Source organism: Flavobacterium shii (assembly GCF_025847235.1).
In the GTDB taxonomy this organism is placed as follows: Bacteria; Bacteroidota; Bacteroidia; order Flavobacteriales; family Flavobacteriaceae; genus Flavobacterium; species Flavobacterium shii.
On record NZ_JAOZEW010000005.1, the window covers coordinates 105,810 to 122,454 of the forward strand.

General features: G+C 33.1%; 14 protein-coding genes. 7 read left to right on the plus strand and 7 right to left on the minus strand.

The annotated features are described in order from the left end of the window. Positions 1-36 precede the first annotated feature (36 nt). The 5 genes from OIU83_RS06795 to OIU83_RS06815 are packed head-to-tail and all read left to right on the plus strand — an operon-like array spanning position 37 to position 4,275. The gene (locus tag OIU83_RS06795; RefSeq protein WP_264205516.1) at positions 37-732 is read left to right on the plus strand and encodes a tetratricopeptide repeat protein; all 696 of its coding nucleotides are present in this window, start codon (positions 37-39) and stop codon (positions 730-732) included. Between the two features lie 41 nt (positions 733-773). Beyond that, positions 774-2,135, plus strand: coding sequence for a UDP-N-acetylmuramate--L-alanine ligase (locus OIU83_RS06800; RefSeq protein WP_264205517.1), 1,362 nt, complete (start codon positions 774-776; stop codon positions 2,133-2,135). Positions 2,136-2,142: 7 nt separating this feature from the next. Beyond that, complete coding sequence (gene radC, locus OIU83_RS06805) at positions 2,143-2,838, plus strand: RadC family protein (protein WP_264205518.1); 696 nt, start codon at positions 2,143-2,145, stop codon at positions 2,836-2,838. A gap of 2 nt (positions 2,839-2,840) precedes the next feature. Beyond that, complete coding sequence (locus tag OIU83_RS06810) at positions 2,841-3,533, plus strand: YjjG family noncanonical pyrimidine nucleotidase (RefSeq protein ID WP_264205519.1); 693 nt, start codon at positions 2,841-2,843, stop codon at positions 3,531-3,533. A 4-nt stretch (positions 3,534-3,537) separates the two neighbouring features. Beyond that, complete coding sequence (locus OIU83_RS06815) at positions 3,538-4,275, plus strand: hypothetical protein (protein WP_264205520.1); 738 nt, start codon at positions 3,538-3,540, stop codon at positions 4,273-4,275. A 17-nt stretch (positions 4,276-4,292) separates the two neighbouring features. On the opposite strand, the gene OIU83_RS06820 is transcribed toward OIU83_RS06815, so the two are convergent. Then, on the minus strand, positions 4,293-5,570 hold the full coding sequence (locus OIU83_RS06820; protein ID WP_264205521.1) for a replication-associated recombination protein A: 1,278 nt from the start codon (positions 5,568-5,570) through the stop codon (positions 4,293-4,295). A gap of 235 nt (positions 5,571-5,805) precedes the next feature. Between OIU83_RS06820 and OIU83_RS06825 the strand changes: the two genes are divergently transcribed. Beyond that, on the plus strand, positions 5,806-6,558 hold the full coding sequence (locus tag OIU83_RS06825; RefSeq protein ID WP_264205633.1) for a rhomboid family intramembrane serine protease: 753 nt from the start codon (positions 5,806-5,808) through the stop codon (positions 6,556-6,558). A 79-nt stretch (positions 6,559-6,637) separates the two neighbouring features. Further along, positions 6,638-7,135: a hypothetical protein gene (locus OIU83_RS06830; RefSeq protein ID WP_264205522.1), complete on the plus strand. Its 498-nt coding sequence runs from the start codon at positions 6,638-6,640 to the stop codon at positions 7,133-7,135. 2 nt (positions 7,136-7,137) lie between these two features. Here OIU83_RS06830 and OIU83_RS06835 read toward each other — a convergent pair whose 3' ends face one another. From OIU83_RS06835 to OIU83_RS06860, 6 genes are all read right to left on the minus strand, one after another. Next, positions 7,138-7,878 carry a DUF2490 domain-containing protein gene (locus tag OIU83_RS06835; RefSeq protein ID WP_264205523.1) on the minus strand — a complete coding sequence of 247 codons (741 nt, stop codon included), beginning with the start codon at positions 7,876-7,878 and terminating at the stop codon, positions 7,138-7,140. A 109-nt stretch (positions 7,879-7,987) separates the two neighbouring features. Next, a complete protein-coding gene (rlmB, locus tag OIU83_RS06840; RefSeq protein ID WP_264205524.1) occupies positions 7,988-8,722 on the minus strand; it encodes a 23S rRNA (guanosine(2251)-2'-O)-methyltransferase RlmB in 735 nt (244 codons plus the stop codon). Positions 8,723-8,806: 84 nt separating this feature from the next. Then, positions 8,807-10,042 carry a hypothetical protein gene (locus OIU83_RS06845; RefSeq protein ID WP_264205525.1) on the minus strand — a complete coding sequence of 412 codons (1,236 nt, stop codon included), beginning with the start codon at positions 10,040-10,042 and terminating at the stop codon, positions 8,807-8,809. 18 nt (positions 10,043-10,060) lie between these two features. Beyond that, positions 10,061-11,533, minus strand: a complete 1,473-nt coding sequence (locus OIU83_RS06850; RefSeq protein WP_264205526.1) for a SusD/RagB family nutrient-binding outer membrane lipoprotein — start codon at positions 11,531-11,533, stop codon at positions 10,061-10,063. A gap of 3 nt (positions 11,534-11,536) precedes the next feature. Next, positions 11,537-14,794, minus strand: coding sequence for a SusC/RagA family TonB-linked outer membrane protein (locus OIU83_RS06855; RefSeq protein WP_264205527.1), 3,258 nt, complete (start codon positions 14,792-14,794; stop codon positions 11,537-11,539). 84 nt (positions 14,795-14,878) lie between these two features. Then, a complete protein-coding gene (locus OIU83_RS06860; RefSeq protein WP_264205528.1) occupies positions 14,879-16,591 on the minus strand; it encodes a ShlB/FhaC/HecB family hemolysin secretion/activation protein in 1,713 nt (570 codons plus the stop codon). Positions 16,592-16,645: the final 54 nt, after the last annotated feature.

Genomic DNA, 16,645 nt, shown 5'->3' on the forward strand with positions numbered 1-16,645 from the left:
AAATGATACGCTTTATATTTCCACTATTTTTGAAGAATGAAACAAATGGTGCTTATCTTTCTTTTATTTCCTATCTTAATTTGGTCACAATCCAATTTTGAGAAGGCAGAAAAGTTGTTTGAGATACAGAAATTTGATAAAGCCAAAACTCTTTTTGAAACTGTTTTAAAAGAGAATCCGTCAGATTTAAAAACACTCGAATATTTAGGAGATATATCCAGTCATAATAAAGAGTGGGATCAAGCTGTAGGTTATTATAAAAAAATGAAGCAATTGAATCCTTTCGAAGCTAATTATTTCTATAAATACGGTGCTGCTTTAGGTATGAAAGCATTAAATGTAAGCAAGTTAAAAGCTTTTGGAATGATTGATGAGATAAGGGGATCTTTTGAAAAAACGATTGTACTTAATCCAAAACATATAGAAGCACGCTGGGCACTTATAGAAATGAATTTGGAATTGCCTGGAATAGCAGGTGGAAGTCAGGCTAAGGCGATAAAATACTCGGATGAATTACTGAGATTGTCATCAATAGACGGATATTTATCCAGAGGACATATTGATGAATATTTTAAAAGATATTCGGATGCAGAAAGACAGTATAAACATGCAATCATTGTAAGTAAATCAAAAAAGAGTTATCAAATGTTAGCTAGTTTATATCAAAAAAAAATGAATCAACCTGCAAAGGCTAAAAGTGTTTTAGAAGAATATAGAAAAAATCAACATTGATTAATCAACCAAAATAATAAACGAATAACCGTAAAACTAAAATGAGAACACATTTTATAGCCATAGGTGGAAGCGCCATGCACAATCTAGCATTAGCATTACTTAATAAAGGATTTCAAGTTACTGGTAGTGATGATGCAATTTTTGAACCTTCAAAATCACGTCTATTAAGAAAAGGAATATTACCTCATGAAATGGGATGGTTTCCAGAAAAAATAACATCTGATATTGAGGCTGTAATTTTAGGAATGCACGCAAAGGTTGATAATCCAGAACTGTTGAAAGCTCAGGAATTAGGGTTGAAAATTTATTCTTATCCGGAATTTTTATACGAACAGTCAAAAAATAAGACACGAGTTGTCATTGGTGGTTCTCATGGTAAAACAACAATTACTTCAATGATTCTGCATGTTATGCATTATCATAATATTGATGTTGATTATATGGTTGGAGCACAATTAGAAGGTTTTGATACAATGGTACATCTTACCGAAAAGAACGATTTTATGGTTCTTGAGGGAGATGAATATTTGTCATCTCCAATCGACAGAAGACCAAAGTTTCATTTATATCAGCCTAATATTGCTTTGATTTCTGGAATCGCATGGGATCACATTAATGTGTTTCCAACATATGAAAACTATGTAGAACAGTTTGAAATCTTTATTGGAAGAATTACAAATGGAGGAATATTAGTTTATAATGAAAATGATCCGGAAGTAAAACGCGTTGCAGAAGCAGCTACCAATCCAATTCGAAAACTAGCATATCACACACCAAATTATACAGTGAGTGATGGGATAACTCTCTTGGAGACTCCAGAAGGAAATATGCCAATAGAGGTCTTTGGTGCGCATAATTTAAATAATCTTGCTGGAGCAAAATGGATTTGCCAGAATATGGGCGTCGATGAAGCCGATTTTTATGAAGCAATTGCGAGTTTTAAAGGAGCATCAAAGCGTTTAGAGAAAATAGCCGAAAGTAAAAATAAGGTTGCTTATAAAGATTTTGCTCATTCACCTAGTAAGGTTGCTGCAACTACAAAAGCTGTGAAAGAACAATATCCAAATCGTAAATTAATTGCTTGTTTAGAACTGCATACGTATAGTAGTTTAAATGCCGAGTTTTTAAAAGAGTATGAAGGAGCGTTAGAATATGCAGATGTTGCAGTTGTTTTTTATTCTCCGGATGCTGTAAAAATTAAGCAACTCGAAGAAGTGACTTATGAGCAAATTGCCACAGCTTTTAATCGTAAAGATTTAATCATTTATACAAATCCAAAAGATTTTAAAGATTACCTTTTCGATCTAAATTTAGATAACTCAGCTTTGTTGTTAATGAGTTCTGGGAATTATGGAGGATTGAATTTTGATGATGTAAAAGGATTAATTACAATATTATAATTTTTTGATGAAAGAAAGTTCTTTTTTATCTATAAGCAATTGGTCAGAAGATGATAAGCCACGTGAAAAATTAATGCTTAAAGGCAAAAATGTTTTAAGTGATGCCGAATTGATCGCTATTTTGATTGGTTCGGGAAGCAGAAATGAATCGGCAGTTGGTTTAAGTAAAAGAATTTTATCAAGCGTAGATAATAATTTAAATGCATTGGGTAAATTATCTATTGCACAATTAATAAATTTTAAAGGAATAGGTGAGGCAAAAGCAATTTCTATTATAGCAGCCGCCGAATTAGGAAGACGCAGAAGAGCCGAAGATGTAGCAGAATTAATTAAGATTACATCGAGTAGAATTATTTTTGAAATCATGCAACCTATCATTGGCGAATTGTCACATGAGGAATTTTGGATTATCTATTTAAATAATTCAAATAATGTTATCTCAAAATCACAACTTAGTAAAGGAGGTATAACCGGGACTATTGTCGATGTGAGATTGGTTTATAAAATGGCTCTCGAAATAGGAGCTATATCTTTGATTTTATGTCATAATCATCCCTCGGGATCATTAATTCCCAGTGATTCGGATAAACAGATTACAGAAAAGCTTAAATTGGCAGGCGATAGCCTAGATATAAAAGTACTAGATCATTTAATAATTACAGAAACTGGATATTGTAGTTTCGTAGATGAAGGAATTTTTTAAGAATGAAAAATAATAACATAATTACAGATGTGTTTTTTGATTTAGATCACACACTTTGGGACTTTGATAAAAATTCAGAGTTAGCATTTGGAACTATTTTAAAAAAGAACCACCCAACAATTGAAATGAAAGATTTTATCGAAAAATATTTACCGATAAACCAGGAATGTTGGAGATTGTACCAGAATGACAAAATTTCGCATGAAGAATTGCGTTATAATAGATTGAAACACACTTTTGATGCTTTGAATTACAACGTTTCGGATGTATTAATTGATGAGATGGCAGAAGAATATATTCAGTTATTGCCAGAAAGTAATCATCTTTTTGATGGGGCAATAGAAATTTTAGAATATTTAAAAGATAAATACAGGCTGCATATCATCACAAATGGATTTGCAGAGGTTCAGACTAAGAAAATAAATAATTCTAAGATAGCTACCTATTTTCAAACAATAACAAATTCTGAAAAAGCAGGTGTGAAGAAGCCTAATCCTATTATTTTTGAATATGCTTTAAATTCTGCTAACTCTAAAAGAGAAAATAGTATTATGATTGGAGATTGTTTGGAGGCCGATATTCAAGGAGCTTTGAATGCCGGAATAGATGCGATCTTTTTTAATGATAAAAAAATTCAAGCTCCACAAAATATTAAGCAAATTAATTATTTATTAGAACTAAAAAAATATTTATAAAATTATGAAAACAAGATTTCTATTATTTATGATATTCGTATCTAGTTATGGTTTCTCTCAATCAATTAATGATTACCGAGCAGTTATTATTCCATTGAAATATGATTTTATGAAGTCGGATAATCAATATAGATTGGCCACACTCACTAAATTAAATCTGAATAAATCAGGTTTTGAAGCTTTTTATGCAAATGAAGTTATTCCACATGATTACAATAGATGTGACCTTTTATATGTAGATGTGATAAAGGAAAATGGATTTTTAATAACGAAATTATATGTAGCTCTTAAAGATTGTTATGGTAAAGTTGTTTTCGAATCTCAAATCGGAAAAAGTAAAGTAAAAGAATACGATGCTGCATATGCTGAGGCATTAAATGAAGCTTTTGCATCGATAACTGCTTTAAGATATAAGTATAATGGTAAAGTCGCAACAAATACTACAGGTTCTGTGACTGCGGTTGCTACTCCAGTTACTTCATCGACTAATGCAGTTGTAAACTCGGTAGTAAATAATAATGATCCCAATTTATTGTATGCACAACCTACAGAAACAGGTTATCAGTTAATTGATAAAACTCCAAAAGTAGTTATGAAATTAATGAAAACTTCTCGTCCCGATTCTTTTATTGCTATAAAAGGGGATGTTCAGGGTTCTCTAAATGCTAAAGACAATGAATGGTACTTCGAGTATTATCAAAACGATAAATTAGTTTCAGAAAAAGTATCAGTAAAGTTTTAAGTTACTTTTCTTCGGAATTAATAACCGTATTTATTTTTCCAACGATTTCTCAAAAATTCCCGGTTGCTATTCTCTCTAGAGTTGTTACCGGGATTATATAATACAGTCTCAGATATTGCATCTGGTAAAAACTCCTGTTCTGCAAAATTATTGGCGTAGTCGTGTGAATATTTGTAATCGTCACCATAACCCAGTTCTTTCATTAATTTTGTCGGAGCGTTGCGCAAATGAATCGGTACGGGTAGATCTCCAGTTTGTTTTACCAATTGTTGTGCGCTGCCAATTGCCATGTACGAGGCATTGCTTTTTGGTGATGTCGCCAAATAGATAGCGCATTGGCTTAATATTATCCTGCTTTCTGGATAACCTATTGTTGTAACGGCTTGAAAAGTATTATTGGCCATTATAAATGCCGTAGGATTTGCATTTCCTATGTCTTCACTAGAAAGAATAAGCATTCTTCGAGCGATGAATTTAACATCTTCACCACCTTCAATCATCCTGGCAAGCCAATATACCGCTCCATTAGGATCGCTTCCGCGAATAGATTTTATAAATGCCGAAACGATATCATAATGCTGTTCGCCACTTTTGTCATATAAAACAGTGTTTTGTTGCACTAACTCAAATACGCGATCGTTGGAGATTGTAATCTCATCGTCTGGTGATGCATTTACGACCAATTCGAAAATGTTCAATAGTTTTCTTCCATCTCCGCCAGAAAGTCTCAATAAGGCTTCTGTTTCTTTTAGGTTGATCTTCTTTGTCGCCATAACAACATCAGTTTTCATGGCTCGATGTAATAATAACTCTAAGTCTGTTTTTGTAAAAGCATTCAGGATATAAACCTGGCAACGTGACAATAGTGCAGGGATTACTTCAAAACTTGGGTTTTCGGTTGTTGCTCCAATGAGCGTAATCCAGCCTTTTTCTACTGCAGCCAAAAGAGAATCTTGTTGCGATTTGCTAAATCGATGAATCTCATCAATAAATAAAATAGGATTTTTGGCAGTAAATAGACCACCGCTTTGTTTGGCTTTTTCTATAACATCACGAATGTCTTTTACGCCAGAGTTAATTGCACTCAAGATGTAAAAAGGACGTTTTGATTCTTGCGCAATAATTTGTGCCAAGGTTGTTTTTCCTGTACCTGGAGGTCCCCAGAATAGCAATGAAGGTATAATTCCTTTTGCAATTTGTTGCGTTAATGAACCGTTTGGTCCAACCAAATGACTTTGACTAATGTAGTCTTCTAATTTCTGTGGTCTTATGCGTTCTGCTAATGGTGCTTCCATTTTGTAAAATTACTATTTTCAATTTTAATTTATTACCTCATTTAGTTTTTTTAGGAGCTAATTCCAGCTATTCACTATATCTTTATTGTTGCAAAAAGAGCAACAATAAAGGATGCCGTTCCTATCTGGGCTATGAATGATGATTTTTACCAGGCTAGTATCTGACAAAATAGCATTAAATTTATTTTGGATGAATTTTTGACTAAATTTAAAATGACTAATATTAATAAAAACAATAGTGGATAATCATTTTAAATATACCAATTCGGTCATCGCATTGCCTTTGTTTTCTGTTTTATTTTTATGGATTATATATTGGATTCAAATTCGGTATGATTTCGATTTTTATAATAACGGAATATATCCACGTACCTTCTCGGGTTTGCAAGGCATAGTTTTTAGTCCGTTTATACACGCAGATATAAGTCATTTGTATAACAATTCAATCCCATTATTAGTTTTGCTGGCTGCGCTTCAGTTTTTTTATCCAAAACAAACTGTTTCTGTAATTGTTTATGGAATATTGTTTTCAGGTTTAATTACTTGGATTATAGCAAGACCTAATTATCACATTGGGGCAAGTGGGCTAATTTATGTTTTGGTAAGTTTTATCTTTTTTAAAGGTATACAAACAAGATATTACCGATTAGTTGCTTTGTCTCTATCTGTTATTTTATTATATGGAGGTATGATTTGGTATGTTTTCCCCGAGGTTGACTCTTCTATATCTTGGGAGGGCCATTTGGCTGGTTTTATAACAGGGTTTGTGATGTCAATAAAATATAAAACTCCCGAATATCAAAAACCTATTTTATATGAGTGGCAACGATCAGATTTTAATCCTGAAGATGATGCATTCATGAAACATTTTGATGAAAATGGTAATTTTGTGAATACAGAAATTCCTGAAGAGATTTCATATTTCAATTCAGATGTTCTTGTAGAATATACTATCATTAAAAGTAATAATGCGTCTGCGGAAGACTAACTTATTTGTGGTTAGTTTAATACCGTTTTTTAATGACTACTTTTGTGAGAAGGTTATTAATTGTTTTAATCGATTAGTTATGGGAAAGATAATTTTTTTAATGTTGTTGTTTTTCTCAGGGCCCTTGCTTTTGGCTCAATGTGAAATTCATAATAAGATTCAACCAGATGGTTCCATGTTTTATTATTTTAAGCCAGCTACTTTTTATACGACTAAGTCAAAGTCCTTAAAGATTAATATTGTAACCGATAAAGAGAATTATTTTATTGCTTTACAGCCAATACCTTTTCCATCAAAAGAAGAGGGAAAGAAGATCAAAGACGATTTGTTTTTGGAACTGGCAGATAAAAATAAATATACTTTGAAGCATTATGATACTCGCTACTTAAAGCAAGATTCTATCTTGCAGGTTCTTTATCTAATAGATAAAAAGGATTTAAAAGCATTTTCGACATTTGAGGCAATATCAGCCGATATTAATATGCAGGGAACAGAATTTATTAGAAATTACGTTTTTAAATTGCATAAGAATGCTATATTGGAGCAATTGAATTGTTTTATAAAAACGAATGATTAGTATTAATCTTCTTTAGATACTATTTCATTTTTATGAAATAGTTTTTTATTTACATTCTTAAAAAGATTATTAAAGGTAAGGGTAAGAGAAGCGGCATTTACAATTTGATTTTCACTATCTCTCGGTAAGTACTCATTCGCATAAGTTAATTCTACTTGGATATCATCCGTAAATAGATATCCTGCGCCTAAGTTCAGTCTATTACGATCAAAGAAGCTTAATCCAGTTACCTTAGTGTCAGATTTAAAGAATAATTCATCCGAGATGATAGCATAAACAACACCTTCACGCAATGCTTTACTATTTATAGGTTTTAGATATTTTATTTGTTGGCGGTATCGATATACATCTTCATAGTTACCGTTTTCATCCCTTATATGTCGTAATTCAATCCTCATTCTTGTACTGAGAGTATATCCTATTTTATGAAAGTAGTATATCCCTTGTAATGAAAATCTCCACTCAGGAGATTTAAATTGCCCAATTTCAGGAACGTCTTTATTATCATAATAGGCCAAAGAAGTGGATAATTTCCACCGGGGAGATAAAAAGTAATGTCCCCAAGCTCTAAATTCTTTTTGGGTATTTTTTTCAAAAATTGAAGATGATGTAGTGGTGCTGCTATAAGTGTTTCCAAGGTTTAGCTCGGCAGACCATTTGTCATTTATTGTTCTGTTAAATTGAACTTCACTCCAGAATTGATTGTATGTAGTAGTTTGTCCATAACTTATACTTGTAATCATAAATATTACAAGTATAGATAAGGCTTTTTTTGTGGGAATGGGAATAGAATTGGAATGCATAAAATTTGTTTAAAATTATTCATTAACCATCTAATCTTATAATGTGAGTTTAGCTTCTTTGGCGAACAGCTTCGTATAAAAAAGCGCCACAAGCAACCGAAACGTTTAGTGAACCTATAGTGCCAAACATTGGGAGTTTTGCTTTTTCATCGACGATTTTTAATACAGAAGGATTGATACCCCTATCTTCCGATCCCATTATTATTGCTACTGATTCATTTAATGCAATATCATATATGTTTTTGTCTGTTTTTTCAGTTGCAGCGACAGTTTTTACGCCAGATGCTTGTAAATAAAAGATAGCGTCTTTTATGTGTTCTACTTTACAGATAGGCACATTAAATACCGCACCTGCAGATGTTTTAACAGTGTCACCATTAACAGGAGCCGATCCCGATTTTTGTACAATAATACCGTTTACACCTGTACATTCTGCAGTTCTTATTATTGCACCAAAATTACGTGCATCAGAGATTTGATCTAGTATTAAAAATAGGGGAGTACTTCCAGATGCTATAGTAGAATCTACCAAATGCTCTAATTCTATAAATCCTATTGGAGATATTGTTGCAACTGCACCTTGGTGATTATTTGGAGTTAGTCTGTTTAGCTTTTCAACTGGAACATAAGAGAAATTGATGTTAGCGCGTTTCATCACTTTCATCAAATCTTTCATTAACTCACCTGATATTTCTTTTTGTATGAAGACTTTGTCTACTTCTTTTCCTGATTGTATTGCCTCAATAATGGCTCTTATTCCGAATATTTGATGTTCTTTTTCCATAGGGCAAATATAGGTATAATGTTTATATAAAAAAAAACCACTCTGAATGAACAGAGTGGTTTAGTTGTATTAAAGAAAAGAATATTAGTTTGTACGTAATACACCTTCTTTGTAAGAGAATATTAATTTTTGACTAGTATCTCCTGAAACTTTATCAGTAACTTTCAATATTCCGTAGTAATCTACGTCTTGAATGTCTGGTTCGTCAGCAGTTCCAAAGTCAACTTTTCTAGTTACTTTGTAAAGAACAACATCACCAGTGCTTAAACTGGTTAATTGGGTAACTTTAGCACCAGCATTATACGCTGTATTAGCCATAAATAAATCAGCAGTATCATAGTTTAAAGTAGATGCCACTAAAGTAAGTGGAGTAGTACCATCAACTTTTATACCGAATGGGACAACAAAAGCTATTTCAGCATCTTTAGTATTGTCATAAGACAATCCCGTTAAGAAGCTAAATTTAGACGAGTTAGGGTCATTAGATATGCTTCCGCTTTTGTCAGCGTCGAATTCTTGATTAGCAAATGTAATTTTAGTTGAAATTACATCAGTTTGTGTTCCAGCTGTTACAGTGAATCTGTATGTAATAGCATCGCCAGCAACAAGTCCACCATATGTACTATATGGTATCGCAGCAACATCAATATCCTGAGTAGTTTTTGCAAATGTACCTGGTAAAGGAGCGAAAACAGTGCTATTGTTTTTTGCCCATTCTCCAACTACTGAAGTAATAACTGTAGTTGATTTATTAACTACTGCATACTTGATGATAGCTTTACTAGTATGATCGTTATAAAGCACACTTGAAACTCCACTTCCTGAAGTTGTCGAAGTACTACCATCTTCATTGTACTGTTTCCAAACAATTCCTTTCGCTACAGTAAGCGTATAAGGTTGTGTGGTAGTTGTACCATCTGAATAAGTAGAAAGAATCAATAATGAAAAACTTCCTGTCTTACCGGTTAAGGTTGATGGAGTAGCTGTAGTTGGGAAGGTGTCAAAACTGCCTAATGTAGATGTGTTAAATGTCACATCACTTCCAGTTATTGTACCGTCAGATACCTTAGCTCCAAGTTTAAAAAGTTCACCAGATCCTGCAGTGTTCAGGTAAATTTCAACTTTGGTAGCGGTTACGCCTTCTTTAGAGTAAACTTTTAACGGTAAATTATAGTTGTTATCTAAACGACTAATACTCGTTGTTTGTGGTGCTACATTACCACCCACTGATGTTACCATCTCTACATCATCGTCTGCAGAACAAGATGCGAAAGCCACAATTAATGCGAGAGTAGCAATTTGTTTTATATATTTTTTCATACTTAATATTATTAATTATTAGAATTTATCCCAGAATACATGAGTAGTTGCTTTGTCATTACCTAGCTTAGCAACTGCAGCTTGGTAATTAGTTCTGTTTAACGTTTGCTCAATTCCTGGATAAGAATAACGTTTTGGAACTTCTGTGATGTCATTAAATGTAAATGAAGGTGCTGCAAGAACAGGGAAATCTAGTCTTCTGTATGAAGTCCAAGCTTCAAATCCTCTATTGTAAAAAGCAATCCAAGATTGTTCTCCAATTTTTTGTTTCCAATTTCCGGTAGCTGTAGCATAAGCAACTTCTGTTTTTGCTAAATAGGCTGCGATAGTAACGTTAGCTACACCCCAGTCTTCCAAAGAAGCAGTAACAGCATTGTTGTAATGTCCTGCGGCAGTACCACCTACAGCAATACCTCTTTCTATAGCTTCAGCCAATAGGAATTCAGTTTCAGAGTAAGTTAATAAAACTCCAGGATATGTAGGCGTTTGGATAGTAGGAGTAATATGTGAAAAATTACCATATACGTTTACTGTTCCATATACACCACCAACATACTGTCCTGATCCTGCTGCTGGATATTCAGTGAAGTATTTAGATCTTCTTGGATCTTGAAGTGCGTTTAATTTATTTACAAAAGTATTTGCAGGTATAAAGTCATTACGTCCACTTGCAACTAAATCAACATATAATGGATTTGCATTTGGTTGTGTAGTAGCATAAGTCATATAAGCACCCTGTGAACTTTGTGTGAAAATTCCATCAGTGATTGCAGCTAAAACTTGTGTGCTTGCGTATCCATGATCTGTATCATCCATGTTGATTGCCATTCTCAAACGAAGTGTATTTGCAAATTTAGCCCATTTTGCAGTGTTTCCACCGTAAATAAGGTCAGCAGCTCCGTAACTTTCTGCGTTTTGATCTAATGATTCAGATGCAGTAGTTAACTTAGCAATAAGATCTCTGTAAATTGTTTGAGCATCATCATACTGAGGTAGTGGATAGTCAATAATGTTCAATGCTTGTGTGTAAGGAATGTCACCAAAAGTATCAACTAGAATACCATAAGAATAAGCAGATGCGATATCAATAATAGCAATTTTATTGTCTAATATTTTTGCTTCTAGTGCAGTTCCTGAAAAACCAGCTTTTTGACCAACTAAAATATCTCTAGCTTCTTTGTAATCTCTTAATACATTACGATAATAAACTAGCCAGTGATTATCAGGAATTTTACGTCCTGTAAGATCATATTGTGATTCTTGTGGATATTGTACTTCAGCCCAGTATTGAGCATATAATCTAAAAACATTAAAATTAACAGATGTACTTGTTACTTGGTCTACCATTGCATGTTCTGCATTAGTGAACAAAAATTCAGCTTCGGTTTTTGTCGGACGTTTAACGTCCGTATTTAATCCTGTAATGTCGTCAGTACATGATGATACGAACAGGGATATGATCGGGATTAATATGAGCAGTCTACTTTTCATAGCTTAAAATTTTAATGTTAGGTTACAACCGATGTTTCTAGTTGATGGTAAAGATCCGATAGATAGTCCCATAGAACCTGCATTAGATCCTAGTCCACTTTCTGGATCAGCATCAGGAAGGTTTTTTTGGATTATCCATAAGTTAGATCCGATAAGAGATACTCTCAAGTCAGTTAATTTCAATCTAGATACTAATGAGCTTGGTAGTGAATAAGTAATGTTTACTTCTCTTAATTTGATGAAACCTGCGTCATAAATAGCTACTTTTCTTGGACCATTAGTATAAGAATTAGTTATAGCTCCTCCAGTTGAATATTCTGTTCTTGTAGTATTCGGAGTTCCGTCCGCATAAACACCAGGAAGAATTATACCTCCTCCGTTTGGAATAGTGTTTCTTAATGGAAGACCCAAGTCGTTATTGCCACCTGTTTCATCTGTTAAACCAGTTCCTACACCATACCATTGGTCAGTAGAGAATACATCACCACCATGTTTTGCATCAATTAAGAAGCTAAAAGATAGGTTTTTGTATGTGAATTTATTACGAATACCACCAATCCAATCTGGATTTACATTACCAATAATGTTGTCTGTAGAAGTGTTAATTACATATCTACCAGTTGTAGGGTTCACAACTCTTTGACCATCTGCAGTATAAGTGTAATCAGTACCTTTTAATACTCCAAAAGGTTGTCCAACTACAGCGTTCAATGTAACTGTACCAGGGAAAGAGCTAATTTGTAAGTTTTCGATACCAGGAGCTAACGCAGTTACCTCATTTTGGTTTTTAGACCAGTTAATCATAACATCCCAAGCAAAATCATTTGTTTTGATAGGTGTTGCGTTAAATTGAACCTCGATACCTTTATTTTGAATATTTGCAGCGTTTATATAACGGCTAGAATATCCTGTAGCAGTAGAGTAAGGAACGTTGATTGCCTCACCGTTATTTACGTTTTTGTATGCACTCACATCAAAACCTAATCTTCTGTTTAAGAATTGCATCTCAAGACCAATTTCTTGAGTTTTAGTTTTGATAGGTTGTAAGTCTGGATTGTTTTTAATACTGTTAACAGAATATTGTTGTTGTCCGTTAAAAGAATCGATTTTAGCATAAGTATCAACTAAAGCTTGTCCTGGAGTTCCAAGTGGGCTTTCAGAATAACCTCCTCTTAATTTACCAAAAGATAACCAACTTGCATCTATATGTTTAGAGAAAACCCAACTTCCTGATACGGAATAACTTTCTAATGCATTATTACCTACTGGTAAGTTAGAGAAAGCATCTCTACGTGCTGTAGCATCTATAAAAAAAGCATCTATATAACCTACTGAACCAGAAATATAATAACTATTTACACCGCTTTTAGCATCTCTTTCATAAGGAAATGGGCTTGTGTCAATAGAGTTTGATAAACTGTAAAGGCCTGGAATGATAAGACCTCCTTGTGTAGAAGCTGTAATTGTATTGAAAACATTCCTTTTTATAGTTCCTCCAGCTACTCCGCTTACACTAAAGTCTTGCCCGAAGTTTTTCTTAAATGTAAGTAAGAAATCGTAATTTTGCTCTGAGAAATTACCATTATAACGTTGGTATCCTGATTTTTCATCTAAAGCATTGATGCCGAAAGTTTTTGCAACTGAACCAACAGCTACTCTTTCTTCACGTATCTCATCATAAGTATCTGTAGATATTTTTGCAGTTGCAGATAACCATTCTGTGATTTTGTATGTGAAATTTGCATATCCTACAAAACGATTTCTAGAGTCATTTTGGTAGTTTTGGTAACGATCAAAATAAGGATTATTCCAATAAGCTGGACTTCCGTCTTCTATTGATTTTCTGTTCCAAGTAATGTTTTGACCTCCAGAGTTGTTGTATGCTTGTTCTAATTCTTTTATATCAACATTTGTTTGCCACCATTGACGGAAACCAGAAATCATGTTATCACTGTATCCAGTCATGTTTCTACCTACTGCAGCTTGATTAGAGAAATTAGCATAAGTACTAAGGGATAATCTATCAGTAAATTGGTGATTCAACTTTAAGCTGAAGTTGTTTTTGTTTATTTCACTATTTGGTAAAATACCAGTTTGTTTAGTGTTAGTGTAATTAAAAACTAAATTAGTTTTGTCATTAGCATCTTCAAAAGAGATACTGTTTACTAAAGAAAGTGAGTTTTTAAAGAAAGAAGTAGGGTCATTTGCTCCAGCTTTCCATGGAGTTGCTTTTCCGTAATTAGCGTTCCCAGGATAGTTTGAGAAAGCATCCCATTGGTATGCAGTAATTGATGGATCAAATCTACTTCCTACAGAAGCATCATCTCCAAAACCTACAACTCTGTCTACGATACCGTCTCCATTAATGTCAGTTGAGTTTGTAAATGAACTCGTACCGTAACCAGCTCCGTAATTTTTTTGGTATTTTGTAAAAGTGCTTTTGTCAATAGTACCAGTTACAACTTCAGATGAAACTGTGATTCCAAGTCCTTTTTTAGTTTTTCCTTTTTTAGTAGTAATCATCAAAACTCCATTTCCAGCTAAGTATCCGTATAACGCAGATGCAGCTGCACCTTTTAATACGTTAATGCTTTCAATGTCTTCTGGATTAATGTCCATACCATTATTACCATAGTCATAACCTTGTCTACCTGTTGTTTGAGATGTTAAACCATCTGTAGCAGTGTTTGAGTTGTTAATTGGCATACCGTCAATTACAATAAGCATTTCGTTAGTTTGACCAAGGGCTTTTACTCCACGAGATATAGCGCTTGTAGAACCTCCAAAGTTGGCGTTTCTTGTAATGTTAACCCCTGCTACTTTACCAGAAAGTTCATTTAAGAAGTTTCCACTTGAAGTACCGTTTCTTAAATCAGCACCTTTAACTTCTTGTGTAGCGTAACCAAGAGATTTTTTCTCTCTTTTGATACCTAAAGCTGTTGTTACTACAACACCTTCAAGTTCTAGTGCGTCTCCAGTTAATTTTACATTAACTACAGATGAGCTAGCTGCTATCTCTTGGGTTTTCATCCCGATGTAGCTAAATACCAAGGTTTGACTTGATGATGCTTTGATAGTGTATTTACCATCAAAATCTGTTTGTGTCCCGCTTTTTGTTCCTTTAACCAATACACTCACGCCTGGTAATGGCATTCCTGTGTTGTCAGAAACAATACCCGAAACAGCTCTTTCTTGCGCAAAAGTTAGTTGCGCCACAAGTACTAGTAGTAGTACTAAGAATCCATTGAACTTTAGTCTCATTTTTAAATATTTTGAATTAGTTCGTCAAAAATCTTAATAATTTGTTAACTTTCCTAATAAATAAAACCTTTTTTTTTGTCTAGATTAAAATTTAACATTATAACAGATGTTTAAGATGCTGTTATAAAAATTTATTTTATCATCTTTTGTGCTTCCGTTTGCAAGGGTTATTTTTAGTAATCCATTTTTAGTAATTACGCCTAAACCGGCTCCGATACCTATTAGGTTATTCAGTTTTTTGTTATTGTCTAAAGATGTTTGATCTTGGTAAATTCCATAGTCTACAATGGTGTGGAGGTATAAATTTTGGGTTGCTTGATAGCGATATTCAGTTATGAGTAAGTTTGCATTATTGCCTTGTAGGCTGTTTTCGGCAAATCCGCGAATTGAGTTTATGCCGCCGAATCTGTACAATTCATTTGTTAGGTAAGTGTTACTCCAGAGGTAGTAATTTTTGCTTCTTATATAAAAACTATTTTTGGTATTTATATAAAAAATGTTAATTAAGTCAATATTGGCATAATGTTGTTTGTCTTCGTTTGAGTCTTCGGTTGTGCTGTTTGTGTTTGTTCTTTTTCCGAGACCTGTTGTTATTAGGATACTTGTTTTGTCTGGGAACATGAAATTCTGAGGGTCAACTTTTTTGTATTCAAAGGTGAGAGTTGTGAATTGATTTTTATAATCTTGTATTGATTGGTTATTGGTGTTTTGGATATCGCTAGATTCTGTGGATTGATATCCTATATATAGGTGTGTATTATATTTTGTATAATAACCTAGTGCTAGGCTGGTTTTTGTGTTTTGGAAAATGCTGTCTTGTTTGAAGATTTCTAAATCTGCTTTTAAACTTAATGGAGTTCTAAATAGGTAGGGTATTTCTATTTTAGTTTTAAAGGTTGTTTGTTTGTTTCCGTCGCTCTTCCAGTATAGTGAGAATTGTTCACCGCTATGTAGTGTGTTTTCGAGATTAATATCTAGATAGCCGTTGAAGATTAATTTTTTGTTGTCGTCGTTAGAGAATCCGATGTAGCCGTCGAATGTGTTGGATTTTCTTTTTTCAAGATAGATGTATATTTTGGTTGAATCATTTGTGAATAAGATTTCGGGGTATTTGCTCTGTTTTATAAATGTGAATTTTTCGAAATCATTGTAAATATCAGCTGAAGTTTCTTGGTTGAAAGTTTGTCCTATGTATTTTTTTTGAATTTGTTTTAGGTGTCCTTTTGGGAAAATGTTTGATTGATTGTTTTGTGTGTAGTTTAGTACAATGGAATTTATTTCTCTTTTCTTTTCGTTTTTAAAGTCTAGGTTTGCGTAAAGTGTGTTTTTCTTTCGTTGAATGTTTGTGAGTTTTAGTTTTGTAAATGCGTATCCTAAATGTTCAAGTTGATTTAGTTTTTGGTTTAAGATTGATTCGATTTCTTCATATGGAATTACTACAGTATCATTTTTTGTGTTTGAAAATAGAGTCTTAAGAATGGGGTCTTTTTTGTTTATATATATATGTATTGAATTTATTTTTTCTTTTAAGCTGAGTTTTATGCTAAATACACTGTCATTTATTTGGTTATTTGTAGTTATTTTGTTTTCAATATATCCCTTTTTTGATAATTTATCAGAGAATAATTGTATTTCGTCGCTGATGGATTTTGTTGTTTTGTGTTTTTTTAAATAGGGTATAGAGTCTATTGTTTTGTTTTCGAAATTGTTTTCTCCAGTTATTTTTAATTCAAAATGCTGTGCGTAACATTGCAAACTTAAAGTGGTTATTAGGAAAAAAGACAGTAGTGTTTTCAATTTTAAAAGTGTTTTATTAAAAGTAATGCAAATATCTAATCTTTGAGATAAAAA

What these genes read in the sequence shown, in the direction of transcription:
- OIU83_RS06845 (WP_264205525.1), bottom strand. Translation starts at nt 10,042, where the DNA reads ATGAAAAAATATATAAAACAAATTGCTACTCTCGCATTAATTGTGGCT.
- OIU83_RS06800 (WP_264205517.1), top strand. Translation starts at nt 774, where the DNA reads ATGAGAACACATTTTATAGCCATAGGTGGAAGCGCCATGCACAATCTA.
- OIU83_RS06795 (WP_264205516.1), top strand. Translation starts at nt 37, where the DNA reads ATGAAACAAATGGTGCTTATCTTTCTTTTATTTCCTATCTTAATTTGG.
- OIU83_RS06830 (WP_264205522.1), top strand. Translation starts at nt 6,638, where the DNA reads ATGGGAAAGATAATTTTTTTAATGTTGTTGTTTTTCTCAGGGCCCTTG.
- OIU83_RS06835 (WP_264205523.1), bottom strand. Translation starts at nt 7,878, where the DNA reads ATGATTACAAGTATAAGTTATGGACAAACTACTACATACAATCAATTC.
- OIU83_RS06815 (WP_264205520.1), top strand. Translation starts at nt 3,538, where the DNA reads ATGAAAACAAGATTTCTATTATTTATGATATTCGTATCTAGTTATGGT.
- OIU83_RS06820 (WP_264205521.1), bottom strand. Translation starts at nt 5,570, where the DNA reads ATGGAAGCACCATTAGCAGAACGCATAAGACCACAGAAATTAGAAGAC.
- rlmB (WP_264205524.1), bottom strand. Translation starts at nt 8,722, where the DNA reads ATGGAAAAAGAACATCAAATATTCGGAATAAGAGCCATTATTGAGGCA.
- OIU83_RS06810 (WP_264205519.1), top strand. Translation starts at nt 2,841, where the DNA reads ATGAAAAATAATAACATAATTACAGATGTGTTTTTTGATTTAGATCAC.
- radC (WP_264205518.1), top strand. Translation starts at nt 2,143, where the DNA reads ATGAAAGAAAGTTCTTTTTTATCTATAAGCAATTGGTCAGAAGATGAT.
- OIU83_RS06850 (WP_264205526.1), bottom strand. Translation starts at nt 11,533, where the DNA reads ATGAAAAGTAGACTGCTCATATTAATCCCGATCATATCCCTGTTCGTA.
- OIU83_RS06855 (WP_264205527.1), bottom strand. Translation starts at nt 14,794, where the DNA reads ATGAGACTAAAGTTCAATGGATTCTTAGTACTACTACTAGTACTTGTG.